At 71.0% G+C, this 12908-nt stretch carries 13 protein-coding genes, 1 tRNA gene, 1 pseudogene and 1 riboswitch; of the genes and pseudogenes, 1 reads left to right on the top strand and 14 read right to left on the bottom strand.

The window, feature by feature from the left end; all coding sequences use genetic code 11:
• Nucleotides 1-245 precede the first annotated feature (245 nt).
• The 11 genes and pseudogenes from EGX94_RS09620 to EGX94_RS09570 form a co-directional block, all read right to left on the bottom strand.
• Nucleotides 246-1013 (bottom strand): annotated as a pseudogene (locus EGX94_RS09620) (ABC transporter substrate-binding protein); the annotation flags it as partial.
• Nucleotides 1008-1149, bottom strand: a riboswitch (cobalamin riboswitch). (Overlaps the previous pseudogene by 6 nt.)
• Before the next feature lie 56 nt (nt 1150-1205).
• On the bottom strand, nt 1206-1841 hold the full coding sequence (locus tag EGX94_RS09615; RefSeq protein ID WP_021798854.1) for a hypothetical protein: 636 nt from the start codon (nt 1839-1841) through the stop codon (nt 1206-1208).
• Between the two features lie 203 nt (nt 1842-2044).
• Nucleotides 2045-2443 (bottom strand): 50S ribosomal protein L7/L12, encoded by a 399-nt coding sequence (rplL, locus tag EGX94_RS09610; protein ID WP_123826235.1) that lies wholly within the window; start codon nt 2441-2443, stop codon nt 2045-2047.
• Between the two features lie 15 nt (nt 2444-2458).
• Complete coding sequence (gene rplJ, locus EGX94_RS09605) at nt 2459-3106, bottom strand: 50S ribosomal protein L10 (RefSeq protein WP_021798260.1); 648 nt, start codon at nt 3104-3106, stop codon at nt 2459-2461.
• 239 nt (nt 3107-3345) lie between these two features.
• Nucleotides 3346-4290 carry a lipoyl synthase gene (locus tag EGX94_RS09600; protein WP_021798264.1) on the bottom strand — a complete coding sequence of 315 codons (945 nt, stop codon included), beginning with the start codon at nt 4288-4290 and terminating at the stop codon, nt 3346-3348.
• Between the two features lie 71 nt (nt 4291-4361).
• Nucleotides 4362-5201: a lipoyl(octanoyl) transferase LipB gene (gene lipB, locus EGX94_RS09595; protein ID WP_051245329.1), complete on the bottom strand. Its 840-nt coding sequence runs from the start codon at nt 5199-5201 to the stop codon at nt 4362-4364.
• 119 nt (nt 5202-5320) lie between these two features.
• Nucleotides 5321-6022 carry a 50S ribosomal protein L1 gene (gene rplA / locus EGX94_RS09590; RefSeq protein WP_021798250.1) on the bottom strand — a complete coding sequence of 234 codons (702 nt, stop codon included), beginning with the start codon at nt 6020-6022 and terminating at the stop codon, nt 5321-5323.
• A gap of 121 nt (nt 6023-6143) precedes the next feature.
• Nucleotides 6144-6572 carry a 50S ribosomal protein L11 gene (rplK, locus tag EGX94_RS09585; RefSeq protein ID WP_021798262.1) on the bottom strand — a complete coding sequence of 143 codons (429 nt, stop codon included), beginning with the start codon at nt 6570-6572 and terminating at the stop codon, nt 6144-6146.
• A gap of 108 nt (nt 6573-6680) precedes the next feature.
• Complete coding sequence (gene nusG, locus EGX94_RS09580; RefSeq protein WP_390899211.1) at nt 6681-7538, bottom strand: transcription termination/antitermination protein NusG; 858 nt, start codon at nt 7536-7538, stop codon at nt 6681-6683.
• A 14-nt stretch (nt 7539-7552) separates the two neighbouring features.
• Nucleotides 7553-7984 carry a preprotein translocase subunit SecE gene (secE, locus tag EGX94_RS09575; RefSeq protein ID WP_021798259.1) on the bottom strand — a complete coding sequence of 144 codons (432 nt, stop codon included), beginning with the start codon at nt 7982-7984 and terminating at the stop codon, nt 7553-7555.
• 151 nt (nt 7985-8135) lie between these two features.
• Nucleotides 8136-8208: transfer RNA gene (locus EGX94_RS09570), tRNA-Trp, on the bottom strand.
• 709 nt (nt 8209-8917) lie between these two features.
• Between EGX94_RS09570 and EGX94_RS09565 the strand changes: the two genes are divergently transcribed.
• The gene (locus EGX94_RS09565) at nt 8918-10456 is read left to right on the top strand and encodes a sugar transferase (protein WP_021798266.1); all 1539 of its coding nucleotides are present in this window, start codon (nt 8918-8920) and stop codon (nt 10454-10456) included.
• Nucleotides 10457-10782: 326 nt separating this feature from the next.
• On the opposite strand, the gene EGX94_RS09560 is transcribed toward EGX94_RS09565, so the two are convergent.
• From EGX94_RS09560 to EGX94_RS09550, 3 genes are read right to left on the bottom strand one after another with little or no spacing between them, the layout of a single operon-like run.
• Nucleotides 10783-11928 carry a UDP-N-acetylmuramate dehydrogenase gene (locus tag EGX94_RS09560; protein WP_021798252.1) on the bottom strand — a complete coding sequence of 382 codons (1146 nt, stop codon included), beginning with the start codon at nt 11926-11928 and terminating at the stop codon, nt 10783-10785.
• Nucleotides 11925-12377: a MaoC/PaaZ C-terminal domain-containing protein gene (locus EGX94_RS09555; RefSeq protein WP_021798258.1), complete on the bottom strand. Its 453-nt coding sequence runs from the start codon at nt 12375-12377 to the stop codon at nt 11925-11927. Before EGX94_RS09555 ends, EGX94_RS09560 begins: the two co-directional genes overlap by 4 nt.
• Complete coding sequence (locus EGX94_RS09550) at nt 12374-12808, bottom strand: FAS1-like dehydratase domain-containing protein (protein ID WP_021798256.1); 435 nt, start codon at nt 12806-12808, stop codon at nt 12374-12376. The genes EGX94_RS09555 and EGX94_RS09550 overlap by 4 nt, the downstream gene beginning before the upstream one ends.
• Between the last annotated feature and the right edge of the window lie 100 nt (nt 12809-12908).

Below are 12908 nucleotides of genomic sequence, written 5' to 3'. Positions count from 1 at the left end.
CGGCCGGTCGAGGCCCCACTTGGCCGTCAGGGCCGCGTACTGGCTCGGGTCGATGGCGCTCTCGGCGCCCAGGTAGGAGTCGACCGGGTCCATCGGCGAGGCCTCGGCGAGGAAGAGGGTCAGGGCGCTCACCGCGAGGACCAGCGAGGCGCACTTGAGGACCTGCTCCAGCGCGTGCCGCGCCGGTCCGACGAGACCGGCGCGGCGTCCGGGGGCGGGAGCGGCGGTCCGGGAGGCGATCGTGCTCACGCCGAGACGCCCCACGAGCCGAGGTTGTGGATGACCTGGAGGAAGTGGTCGTGGGGGTGCACGCGCTGGGTCCCGATGCCGAGGCCGTCGCGCACGAAGTAGTTGTGCGTGATGGAGCAGATCGTCACGATGTAGCAGATCGTCACGTACGGGGCGTCGCCGAGGATCGAGCCGCCGGTCGTGCCGTCCCACAGCGCCGCGTGCCACTGCTCGCGGGCGGTCCCCTGGTCGGAGGCGGCCAGCGCCTCGTCGAGGTGCCCGTCGACGGTCGGATTGGCGTAGCAGGAGATGTTCGACCAGCCGCGCGAGTGGCCCGACGAGCTGCGGAGCATGGTGTATTCGTGGTAGGGGTTGAGTCGGCCGCCGCCGAGGACGACCGCGTTGGAGCGGTTGTGGTCGACCTGCCAGGTGAAGTCGCCGGACGTCGGTTCGACCTCGATGCCCAGCGGGGCCATCTGCGCCGAGAAGGCCTCGGCGATGGCTTGGCGCCCCGAGTCGTTCGGCGGGTAGAGCAGCTGGAAGGAGGCCCGCTGGTCGTCCTCGGCGCGGATGCCGTCCGAGCCGGCCCGCCAGCCCGCGTCCTCGAGGATCCTCTGGGCGCCGGCCGCGTCGCCGTCCACGAGCGAGGCGGTGTCGGCCTTGATGCCCCAGTCGAACGAGTCGAAGATGTCGAGGGCGACGGTGCCGTGGCCCATGAGGCTGTCGTCGATCATCTGCTGACGGTTCACGCCCGTCACCATGGCCCTGCGCAGGGCCGGGTCGCCCGCCGCCGCGTTGCCGACCTGCTGGCCCTCGACCTCGTTCCCATTGACCGCTGCGGGACAGCTCCGGACTCGCACCGGATTCCCTCTTACGACGATCCGCCGACGCGCACCGGCGACGACGAACCGAACCAGCGGACGCCACATTGGCCACGACCACCGCCCGGCACCACCCGTCGGGCGCCCCTCAGCGCCTCAGCGCCTCTGCAACTGGACCGGCGTGCACGCCGCATCACGGTCGGCGCCGGCGCCGAGGTTCGCGTAGTGCTCGTCGCACCAGCCCTGGACGTCCCCGCCGGAGCCGAAGCCCTTGGAGACGAGGGTGACGAAGATGAACTGGTCGTCGGTGACCGCCGGACCGTAGGCCGAACGGCGCACGAGCAGCACCTGGGTGCCGTCGAAGGCGAAGCGGTCGACGAGCGCCTCGTACTCCGCGAGGACGATCGGCGCGGAGTCGACGGTGGCCTTGCCGCTGGGACGCGAGGCGGGCTGGTTCGGCGACAGCACGACATGGCTGCCCACCAGGGCCGCCCACTGGCCCTGCACCGGCTGGATGCTCGCCCAGCCGGCATCGGCGTGACCCGACAGCTCGCCGTAGGCCTGGGTGTCGGTCGACAGCGAGGAACCGGCCGGCGAGCCGGCCGTGGCGGGCGTCGTGGAGATCGCCCGGGCCGACTCCGAACCGGCGGTGGCCCGCTCGTCCCGCGAGGGCCCGGCGCCGAGCGCGAAGAGCACGACGACGAGCGCGAGCGCCAGCCCGATGGTCGACCACCGGATGATCTCACCGCGGCTGCGCCCACTCCGCGCCGGCCCGCCCCGTGCTGCGTTCAAAAGGTCGATCCTCCCCCGTTGCGCCCGACTCCCCCCCCCGGGACGCCTCCACCGTACCGGTTCGCCCCGTCCGGGAGCCGTTCAGGCCCCGGGCGGAAGGAGCGCACCGGGACGACGAACGGGCACCACCCCGCGGGGTGGTGCCCGTTGCGGCGCCGTTCCTCAGCCGACGGGCCGAGCCGTGCGCCTCGCTCCGGAGCGTCTCACTTGAAGGAGACGGTGGCGCCGACGGCCTCGAGCTTCTCCTTGGCCTGCTCGGCGGTCTCCTTGGCAACCTTCTCGAGGAGGACCTTCGGGGCGGCCTCGACGAGATCCTTGGCATCCTTGAGGCCGAGGCTCGTGAGAGTACGGACCTCCTTGATGACCTGGATCTTCTTGTCGCCGGCGGCCTCGAGGACGACGTCCACCTCGGCATCGCCCTCGTCGGCGGCGGCCTCGCCGTCAGCGGCGGCGACGCCGGCGGCCGGGGCCGCCGCGACGGCCACGGGGGCGGCGGCCTCGACGTCGAAGGCCTCCTCGAAGGCCTTCACGAAATCGGACAGTTCGATGAGGGTCATGTCCTTGAACTGGTCAAGGAGCTCCTCGGTGCTGAGCTTCGCCATGCTGGGCGTCCTTCCTTACTCGTTCGATGCAGCGTCAGCCGCGTCTGTGGTGGCCTCGGCAGCATCCGCTGCTTCGGGTGCCGAATCATCGGCGGTGGTGCGCTCCTGGTCGGTGGCGGGGGTTCCGGGCCCGCCGATGACGGAGGGGTCCTGGGCCGCCTTCTCCTGGAGGGCGCCCATGGCGCGGGCGGCCTGCGTGAGCGGGGCGGCGAGCAGGGCGGCCGCCCTGCTCATGGAAGCCTTCATGCCGCCGGCCAGCTTGGCGAGCAGCACCTCGCGCGATTCGAGATCGGCGAGCTTCCTGACCGTGTCGGCGTCGAGGATCTTGCCGTCCATGACGCCGCCCTTGATGACCAGAAGCGGGTTGTCCTTTGCGAAGTCGCGCAGACCCCTCGCCACGTTGACGACGTCGCCCGTGATGAAGGCGATGGCCGTCGGGCCGGAGAGCTGGTCGTCGAGTCCCTCGACGCCGGCCCTGGCGGCAGCGAGCTTGGTCAGGGTGTTCTTCGCAACGGCGTAGGCGGCGTCGCCGCCGAGGGACCTGCGCAGAGTCTTCAGGTCCTTGACGCTGAGTCCGCGATACTCGGTCAGCACGGCGGCGTTGCTCTCGGCGAACTGCGCGGAGAGTCGCTCGACCGTGGCCGCCTTCTCAGGCCTCGCCATTGGGTCTCCTTCCCACTTCTTGTTCCGGCCGAGGACTCCGGCGGCCCCGGGCATGGGAAAGCCCCGGTGCGCGGGCACTGGGGCATGACACATGGGCGTCGGATCAGCACCTGCGCGGGCGCCGCCCCACGAGGGGATGGCATTGTGGAGAACCACCAGCGGTCTTCGGCCCGACAGACTGTACTCTCCGGGCGCGCACGAGCCAAGTCGGGCGGCCCCCGCGGCAGGGCCCGGACGGATCAGCGACCGGTGAGGAGCTCGGCGCGGTCGGCCCGGCCGTCCCCGTCCGCGCGCCGCTCGATCGCGCGGCGGTACAGCGTCCCGGCGCGGTAGCTGGAGCGCACCAGGGGCCCGCTCATGACGCCGGCGAAGCCGATCCGCTCGGCCAGCCGTCCGAGACGGACGAACTCCTCCGGCCGGACCCAGCGGTCGACGGGGCGCAGCGTCGGGCCGGGGCGCAGGTACTGGGTGATCGTGATGAGCTCGGCGCCGGTGTCGCGGATGTCGCACAGCGCCTCCACGACCTCCTCGTCGGTCTCCCCCATGCCGAGGATGAGGTTCGACTTCGTGATGAGACCGGCCTCGTGGGCCTGCTCGAGGACCGACAGGGAGCCCTCGTAGCTGAAACCGGGGCGGATCCGCCCGAACAGGCGCGGGACGGTCTCGACGTTGTGGCCGAAGACCTCCGGGCGGGCGTCGAAGACCACCGTCAGCTTCGCGGGGTCGGCCGAGAAGTCCTGGGCCAGCATCTCGACGCCGACGCCGGGGTTGAGCTCGTGGATGCGGCGGATCGTCTCGGCGCACAGCCAGGCGCCCTCGTCGGGCAGGTCGTCGCGGCAGACGCTCGTGACGGTGGCGTAGCGCAGCCCGAGCCGCTCGACCGATCGGGCCACGCGGAGGGGCTCGGCGGTGTCGTACCCCCGGGGCCGGGCCGAGGTGATCTGGCAGAAGTCGCAGCGACGGGTGCACCTGTCGCCGCCGATGAGGAAGGTGGCCTCGCGGTCCTCCCAGCACTCGTGGATGTTCGGGCAGCCCGCCTCCCGACACACGGTGTGCAGATCGCCGTCCACCATGCGACGGCGCACGTCCTGGTAGTCCGGGCCGGCGCTCAGGCGCGTCCTGAGCCACTCGGGACGGTCCCGCTCGACGGGGGTCCGGGCGTTCCTCGCCTCGATGCGCAGCATCCTGCGTCCGCCGGGCCCCCTCCCCTCCGGGGTCCTCGCCGCGGACGCGCCCGCGGGAGTCGTCGCGCCGGTCATGAGCGCGCCCCCTCCGGGGTGCGGGGGGACGGCCGGTCGGCCCTCGGACGGCAGAAGCGCGGGTGGGCGTTCCTGGGGATGTCGGGGCTCATCCGGTAGGGGCGCATGGCCAGCAGCTCGCGCAGCCGGGGTTCGAGGTCGTCGGCGACCCGCTCCAGGCTCGGGGCGCTCCCGAGCTCGCGACGGATCGAGGTGACATCGGCGTCGGTGATCCCGCAGGGGACGATGGTGTCGAAGCGCTCGAGGTCCGGCGCGACGTTCAGCGCGAAACCGTGCATGGTCGTCCGGTGGGCGCAGCGCACGCCGATGGCGCAGATCTTGCGCTCGGGGCGCAGGCCGTCGGAGGGGAGCCACACGCCGGTCCGGCCCGGCACCCGCCCGGTCGCGAGACCGTAGTCGGCCAGCAGCCGGATGACGGCCTCCTCGAGGCGGCGCACGTGGTCGACGACCCCCACCCCCCGCTGGAGGAAGACGATGGGGTACCCGACGAGTTGCCCCGGCCCGTGCCAGGTGATGTCCCCTCCTCGGTCGACGTCGATGACGGGCGTGCCGTCGAGGGGACGGTCCTCGTCCTTCGTCCGCCGTCCGGCGGTGTAGACGGACTCGTGCTGGCAGAGGATGACCCTGTCGGGCGCCCGGTGGTGGCAGACCTCGTCGAGCACCCGGCGCTGGTGCTCCCACCCGGCGCGGTAGTCGTACAGGGCCCCGGGCGCGGCGTCGAGGCAGTGGCGCTCGACCTCGAGGCCCGCGGGATGGTTGACCCAGTCGGCAGGACGCTCCCCGGCGACGATTCGAGAAGCTCCTGACTTGGGCATTCGCACATTCTGGTCGGTCATGCCCGGCAATGATAGCGCCACGCGCCCCGGCCGGGGGCCGGCCGCCGGGCCATCGCCACGGGCGCGGGACGCCCGTGACGCGCCGGAGGGCCGGCCCTCCGGCGCCGGTTCGGCCGTGGTCAGGACTCGGTGGGACGAGCGGCGAGCGGATCGACCTGGACGCCGGGACCCATCGTCGTGGAGAACGTGATCTTGCGCACGTAGCGGCCCTTGGCCGTGCTGGGCCGCAGACGGTAGACCTCGTCGGCGGCGGCGCGGTAGTTGGCCAGCAGGGCGTCGCGGTCGAAGCTCGACTTGCCGATGACGAACTGCAGGTTGGCGTGCCGGTCGACGCGGAACTCGATCCGTCCGCCCTTGATGTCCGAGACGGCCTTGGCGACGTCCATGGTCACCGTGCCGGTCTTCGGGTTCGGCATGAGGCCGCGGGGGCCGAGCACGCGGCCGAGCCGACCGACCCTGCCCATGAGATCGGGCGTGGCGACGACGGCGTCGAAGTCGAGGTAGCCGTCGGCGACCCTGGCGATGAGCTCGTCGGCGCCGACCTCATCGGCTCCGGCGGCGACGGCCTCGTCGGCCCTGGCGCCTTGGGCGAAGACGAGGACCCTCGCCGTCTTGCCCGTGCCGTTCGGCAGGTTGACCGTTCCGCGCACCATCTGGTCGGCCTTGCGGGGGTCGACGCCGAGGCGCATGGAGACCTCGACGGTCTCGTCGAAGTTGCCGGGCTTGTACTGCTTGATGATCGCCAGGGCCTCCTCGGGGGAGTACTGCTGGTTGTCACCGCGCAGCTGCGCGTCGGCGGTGTAACGCTTGGAGTGCTTCATGCTGGTTCCCTTCCGTCAGCCTCGCGGGCTGATCCACCAGTTCCTGGTGAGGGGGCACAACCCCTGCCAGGTCTCTGAGCACGGCGCCGTGCGCCGTGCGGTTCCGGGATGGTGCCCGGTCTCACTCGACGACGACGCCCATGGAGCGGGCGGTGCCCGCGACGATGCCCATGGCGGCCTCGACGTCGTCGGCGTTGAGGTCGGGCATCTTGGTCTGGGCGATCTCGCGCACCTGGTCGGCGGTGATGGTGCCGACCTTCTCCTTGTCGGGCTTGCCCGAGCCCTTGTGGATGCCGGCGGCCTTCTTGATGAGCTCGGCGGCCGGCGGGGTCTTCGTGATGAAGGTGAAGGTGCGGTCCTCGTAGATCGTGATCTCCGCGGGGACGATGGTTCCGCGCATGGCCTCCGTCTTGGCGTTGTAGGCCTTGACGAACTCCATGATGTTGACGCCGTGCTGGCCGAGGGCGGTGCCGACGGGGGGCGCGGGGGTTGCGGAACCAGCCTGGATGGCGACCTTGACGATCGCCGCTACCTTCTTCTTGGGAGGCATGTGTCGGGTCCTTCTTCGCTGGTCCCCGGTGCGCGCTGCGAGGGCTCGCGCATCGGGATGGTTGTCGGGCGCCCTGCCGCCCCGGCCCGCCGCGGGCCGTGCAGGTCCTCAGTCCATGACCTTCTGGATCTGCGGGAAGGTCAAGTCTACCGGGGTCTCCCGACCCAGGATCTCGACATTGGCCTTCAAGCGCTGGTTGTGGGTGTTGATCTCGGTGATCGTCGCATGGACGCCGGCGAAGGGGCCGTCGACGACCATGACCTGGTCGCCCACCGCGTAGTCGACGACCTCGACCCTGGCCCGGGCACGGCCCGACCGGGACTGGTGCTCGGCGTTCACCCGGGCGACGACCGCGGGGGTCAGCATGCCCTCCACCTCGGACAGGCTCAGCGGGGTGGGCTCCTGGGCGTTGCCGACGAAACCGGTCACCGACGGGGTGTGGCGCACCGTACCCCAGCTCTCGTCGGTCATCTCCATGCGCACGAGCACGTAGCCGGGCATGTAGGTGCGGGTGACGTTCTTCTTCTGACCGTTGCGCATCTCGACCGCGTCCTCGGTGGGGACGACGGTCTCGTAGATGAAGTCCTCCATGTTGAGGGACTTCACGCGGTTGTCGATGTTCTGCTTGACGCGGTTCTCCATGCCGGAGTACGTGTGCACGACGAACCAGTCGCCGGGCTTGACGACGAGCTCGGCGTGGAGCTCCTCAAGCGCCTTGGCGAGGGCCTCGTCGGTCTCCGTGTCCTCGGCGGAGGGCTCGGCGGCGGACTCCTCCGCGGCGCGCTCGGCCTCATCCACGGCGTTCAGGTCGATCTGGACGTCGTCCGCGTCGGACGAGAAGTCCGCGAAGTCGAGGTTGATGCCGGTGTCGGCGCTCTCGGAGGACTCCTCGGCGGGTCCGAGATCGATCCGGATGTCGTCGGCGGGTTCGATGGGCCCGTCGTCAGGGACTTCAGTCACGTGTATCCTCCTCCTGGTCCTCAGCCGAACAGCTTCAGCAACAGTTTCGCGAAGCCGTAGTCGAGACCCGCGACGATGGCCATGATGAGCACGACGAAGACGAGCACGACGATGAAGTACTGACCGACCTCCTGGCCGTTGGGCCAGATGACCTTCTTCAGCTCGCCGACCGACTGCTTCGCGAAGCTCCACGGGGTGGCGCGCCTGCGCTCGGCCTGCTGCCGGCCCGACCTCTTCCCCGCACCGTCAGCGCGGCGGACCGGGGCCGTCGTGTGCTTGCGCTTGATGCCCTTCGCGGAGTCCTCGGCGCAGGCCGAACGGCGCGCCGGCCTGCCGGCGCGCGGGATCCGGCGGGGCCCCTTCTCGACGCCGTCCCGTCGCGGGGCCTTCCCGCCGTCGCCCCGACGCGGGGCGCGCTGCGCGTCACCCGCGTGCATGCTGTCATCGGCCACGTACTGCCCCTGTTCGAGTCTTCTGCGGGAGCACCGACCGGCGCCCCCGGTGGCCCCGGGACGGATCGCGTCCCAGTGCGTCGTTCTGCGGACCGGCCGGCCCGCACGTCAAGGGCACGCCCCGCACGGGCCGCGACGGGACGTGCCCTTGCAGGGCACGAGGGACTTGAACCCCCAACCTGCGGTTTTGGAGACCGCTGCTCTGCCAATTGAGCTAGTGCCCTTCGGAGCCCAGCGGCACCACGGGGACGACCGCCCCGAGAGCGCACTGCGCCACCAAGAGCTGAAGTTTAGCCGCAAAGCCTCCGCAAGCGAAACGCCTCCGCAAGCGGAACCGAACGGCGCGCAGACCATGTCCGCCACCACGGACTGACGTCCGGACGGGGCGACCCGCCCGGGTCGACGTCTCACATCGCAGAATCAGGGGACCCTGAGGATGGAATCAGGGTATCGTCCGTCGTCGCACACAGAATCAGCACAGGAGCGTTTGACCAGGCCAGAAGACATTTTCACCCAGGCATCCTGCACGTTTGTGCAATCCTCAACAGTTGATCTCACAGTCGATTCCAAGCCCATTCACAGCTGGGAGCGAACAAAACCCTGAGTGACAAGCACCATCACGGTCCCAGGCGGGGCCGGCGCTCAGCAGAGGCGTGAAAACCGCTCGCTGGAAGACGATTGAGGACCGCCCCGAGGACTCGGCTCCCCGCACGGGAAGCTGTAATCTTCTGCGCGAAGCCGTCTCCGTCCCCCCGTTGCACCCGCAGCTGGAGATCCGACTCATCGACCGGCGGGTCGCCGCGCTCGCGCCGAGAGGCCGTCGAGGCCCCCGGCACGAGCGCACCTCCCGGCCCGGTTCGGCGCCGGTTTCCGCATGGACACGCAGTACACCCCCTCATCGAAAGCTGGTGATTCCGTCCGCGGATACCTGCCATGTCGCTCATCACCAAGGATCACTCACTCGCCGACTTCGACGAAGGGAACCTCGACGAGCTGTTCCCGCGGGCCGGCGCGGGCTCCGGGCCGGAACCCGCATGGTGCAGCGGCGTCGAGCCGCGCGACCGCGTGCGCAGGCACAACGGCCTGGCCGTGGTGGGCGCCGTCGTCTCCGATTTCATCGCGATGGCGATCGCCACCGGTGTCGCCGTCCGCTTCCGCGACTCGCTCACCTGGCTCGGCACCGGAGGCACGACCGGCGCCGCGGCCCTCGTCACGGTGCTCGTCTGGCTCGTCTGCCTGCGCCAGTGCGGCGCCTACGGCGTGCGGAACTTCGGCATCGACGTCATCGACTACCGCAACGTGCTGCACGGCTCGCTCGTCGCGATCGGCCTGACCGGGGCGGGCGTCTTCCTGTTCGACGTGCCCGTCTCGCGCGGCTACTTCCTCCTCACCTACGTCGTCGGCATCCCGGCGCTGCTGCTCGGCCGCTGGATCGGCCGCCGCCTCCTCTTCGCCCTGCACCGGCACCGGCGCGTCCGGCGCTCGGTCGTCGTGGCCGGGGACGCCGCCCACGTCGCCGACATCATCCGCGTCTTCAAACGCGAGCGCTGGCTGGGCTACGACGTCGTCGGCGTGCTGACCCCGAACGTGATGGCCTGCCCGCAGTTCCCGGGCATCCCGGCCGTGGGCGCCCCGGAGAACGCCCTCGACGTGGCGCGCACCACCGATGTCAGCACGATCGTCTTCGCCGAGGGCTCGTTCCCGCGCTCCCACATGTTCAACCGCCTGGCCGCGAAACTCGAGGCCGAGAAGGTCGAACTCATCGTCGTCCCGGCGCTGAGCGACATCGCGGCCCAGCGCATGACCATGCGCCCAGTGGCCGGCATGCCGCTCATGTACATCGACAAGCCGTCGACGCACAGCTACAACCAGATCACCAAACGCGCCTTCGACATCGTGTGCTCGTCGCTGCTCATCCTCGTCAGCCTGCCGGTCATCGGAATCACGGCCCTCGCCATCAAGCGCGAGGACGGCGGCCCGATCCTCTTCAAGCAGCAGCGGATCGGCATCGGCGGCCGGCCCTTCGAGTGCTACAAGGTCCGGTCGATGGTCACCAATGCGGCCGAGATCAAGAAGCAGCTCATCGCGCAGAACCAGAACGAGTCCGACGGGGACGTCCTGTTCAAGATGAAGGAGGACCCTCGCATCACGAAGGTGGGGCGCTTCATCCGCCGCTTCTCGATCGATGAGCTCCCCCAGTTCTTCAACGTCCTCAAGGGCGACATGTCCCTCGTGGGGCCCCGCCCGGCCCTCAAGTCGGAGGTGGACAAGTACGAGCAGCACGTGAGGCGCCGCCTCGACGTCCGGCCCGGCATCACCGGCCTGTGGCAGGTCTCGGGCCGCTCCGACCTGTCCTGGGAGGACACGGTCCGTCTGGACCTGTACTACGTCGACAACTGGTCCCTCATCCAGGACTTCAGCATCCTGGTCAAGACCTTCAAGGCGGTGTTCAGCTCCTCCGGCGCCTACTGAGGAGATGCGCCCGGGGCCTCGGGTGCCCGCCGAGAGGCCGGCCCCATCCGCCTGCGGCGGTCCCGTGGGAGGGGGGCGGCCGGGCCCCTCGCCTCGCGCAGCGCATGAGACCGCTGCGCGTTCGGCCTTACTCGCATCCATCCGCCCAGCAGTCCGGTCATCGCGCCGCGGGCGCGCGGGGGCGTACGCCCTCTACCAGCCGGGCCGCATATTCCTGCATCGCGCCGCGGGCGCGCGAGAGGGGCGCTGGGAGGGGACCTGAAGCCCGCCAACCGATCCTTCCGGCGGTGGTCGCGGACCGTCGCGCCTCGGGCCGCGCAAGGGGCTCAGAGCCGCACGCCCACGAGGTTCGGCTCGGGCACGAGGCTGACGCCGTAGGCGGCCCGCACACCGTCGCGGATCGTCCTGGCCAGCGCGACGACATCGGCGGCAGTGGCACCGCCGCGGTTCGTCAGGGCCAGCGTGTGCTTCGTCGAGAGGCGCGCCGGGCCGTCGCCGAAGCCCTTGTGGAAGCCGGCGTGGTCGATGAGCCAGGCGGCCGAGGACTTCACGCGCCCGTCGGGCTGGACGAAGCGCGGAGCGTCGGCGGGCAGGCGGGCGGCCTGCTCGGCGCTCAGGATCGGGTTGGTGAAGAACGAGCCCGCCGACCAGGTGTCGTGGTCGTCCGGGTCGAGGACCATGCCCTTGGAGGCCCGCAGGGCAAGCACGGCGCTGCGCACCTGCGCCGACGGGGCGCGTCCGCCCGGTTCGACGTCGAGGCGGGCGGCGAGCTCGTCGTAGGCGATCGGCATGGACAGGTCGCCGAGCAGGAACTGGAAGACGACCTCGAGGACGACGTAGCGCCCGGTCGCCGAGCCGGGCATCCGGGTCCGCTTGAAGACCGAGTCGCGGTAGGCGAACTCGCAGTCGGCGTTGGCGAAGGTCCGGTAGCCCCTCGTCAGGCGGTCCCAGGTGCGCACCTGGTAGACGTACCGGCTCGCATCGGTGCCGTAGGCGCCGACGTTCTGCACGACGGTCGAGCCGACAAGGCCGGGGATGCCCGACAGGGCCTCGGGGCCGCGCCACTCGTTCCCGACGGCGCACGAGACGAGGTCGTCCCAGACCTCGCCGGCGGCGACCCGCACGACCGCTCCCCCGCAGGCGGAGACCTCGGCTCGGACGCCGTGGTTGTCGACGCGCACGACCGTGCCGTCGAAGCCGGCGTCGGTGATGAGGACGTTCGAGCCGCCCGAGAGCACGAGGAGGGGCTCGCCGGCGTCATCGGCCGCGGTGACGGCGTCGATGAGCCCGCGCTCGGTGCGGGCGACGACGAACCGGGCGGCCGGGCCGCCGATGCGGAAGCTCGTGTGCTCGCTGAGCAGCGGGGTGTCGGGGACGGGACGGGGTTCGAGGGCGCCGTCAATGCTGTCGAGCCGGCAGTCGTCGCCCGGTTCGACCGGGAACTCGTCGACCTCCTCCCAGCCGATGCTCATGCGGGCTCCCCGAGCCGGACGCGGGCGCGGGCGGCGCCGAGCACCTTGACGGGCCTGCCGTCCTCGGAGTCGGCTGGGACCCTGGCGTCGATGAGAACGGTGGCGATCCCGTCGTCGATCCCGGTGACCTTCGCTGTGACCCGCACGAGGGTCCCCTCGTCGTCATCGGGCAGCGGGACGGGGCCGGTGAAGCGCACCGAGTAGCCGACGAGGCGGGCGGGATCGGCGCACCAGTCGGTGACGATGCGCAGGGCAGCGCCCATCGTCCACATGCCGTGGATGATGACGCCGTCCAGACCCAGCCCGCGGGCCATCCGATCGCTCCAGTGGATGGGGTTGAAGTCCGTCGACGCGCCGGCGTAGCGCACGGCGGCGGCTCGGGTGGCGCGCAGGTCGAGCGGGGGCAGCTCGTCGCCGACGGCGACGGCGGCGGGGTCGAATGCGCTCATGCCGCGTCCTCCTGGCGGGTGTGGATGAGGGTCGAGACCGCGGTGCAGCAGGGCTCGCCCTCGACGGTGTCGAGTCGGACCGAGAGGGTGATCATGTCGGCCGGGCCGCGGCGGCGCACCGTCGTGATGGTCGGTGTCGAGACGATGCGGTCGCCGACGCGCAGCGGGCGGACGACCTCGAAGCGCTGGTCGGCGTGGATCGTGCGGTGCAGCGCCAGGCCGAGCTCGGGGTCGTCGAAGATCGCGCCCCAGGCGCGGGCCGCGATGACGGCCGCGAAGGTCGGCGGCGCGACGACGGAGCCGTCGTCGCCGGTGTAGGCGGGGTTGGTGTCGCCGAGCGCCGCGACGAACTCGTCGATCTTCGCGCGGCTGACCGTGTAGGGCAGGGAGGGCGGGTAGCTGCGCCCCTCGTGTTCAGTGCCGATGCTCACCCCTCGATTCTAGGGGGTGGCACTCCGGCCGGCCCCGTGCTCGTCCCAGGGCCCGGAGCCGGTCGGCCCCTCGGTCGGCGCCTCCGGTTCCGAACCGTCG

This window comes from Propionibacterium acidifaciens (assembly GCF_003798325.1).
GTDB classification, from domain to species: domain Bacteria; phylum Actinomycetota; class Actinomycetes; order Propionibacteriales; family Propionibacteriaceae; genus Propionibacterium; species Propionibacterium acidifaciens.
Note: the sequence above shows the minus strand (reverse complement) of the source record. Positions and strands in the feature narration are given on the sequence as shown.

What these genes read in the sequence shown, in the direction of transcription:
- rplA (WP_021798250.1), bottom strand. Translation starts at nt 6,022, where the DNA reads ATGAAGCACTCCAAGCGTTACACCGCCGACGCGCAGCTGCGCGGTGAC.
- rplK (WP_021798262.1), bottom strand. Translation starts at nt 6,572, where the DNA reads ATGCCTCCCAAGAAGAAGGTAGCGGCGATCGTCAAGGTCGCCATCCAG.
- EGX94_RS09560 (WP_021798252.1), bottom strand. Translation starts at nt 11,928, where the DNA reads ATGAGCATCGGCTGGGAGGAGGTCGACGAGTTCCCGGTCGAACCGGGC.
- EGX94_RS09600 (WP_021798264.1), bottom strand. Translation starts at nt 4,290, where the DNA reads ATGCTGCGCATCGAGGCGAGGAACGCCCGGACCCCCGTCGAGCGGGAC.
- EGX94_RS09555 (WP_021798258.1), bottom strand. Translation starts at nt 12,377, where the DNA reads ATGAGCGCATTCGACCCCGCCGCCGTCGCCGTCGGCGACGAGCTGCCC.
- rplJ (WP_021798260.1), bottom strand. Translation starts at nt 3,106, where the DNA reads ATGGCGAGGCCTGAGAAGGCGGCCACGGTCGAGCGACTCTCCGCGCAG.
- EGX94_RS09565 (WP_021798266.1), top strand. Translation starts at nt 8,918, where the DNA reads ATGTCGCTCATCACCAAGGATCACTCACTCGCCGACTTCGACGAAGGG.
- rplL (WP_123826235.1), bottom strand. Translation starts at nt 2,443, where the DNA reads ATGGCGAAGCTCAGCACCGAGGAGCTCCTTGACCAGTTCAAGGACATG.
- lipB (WP_051245329.1), bottom strand. Translation starts at nt 5,201, where the DNA reads ATGACCGACCAGAATGTGCGAATGCCCAAGTCAGGAGCTTCTCGAATC.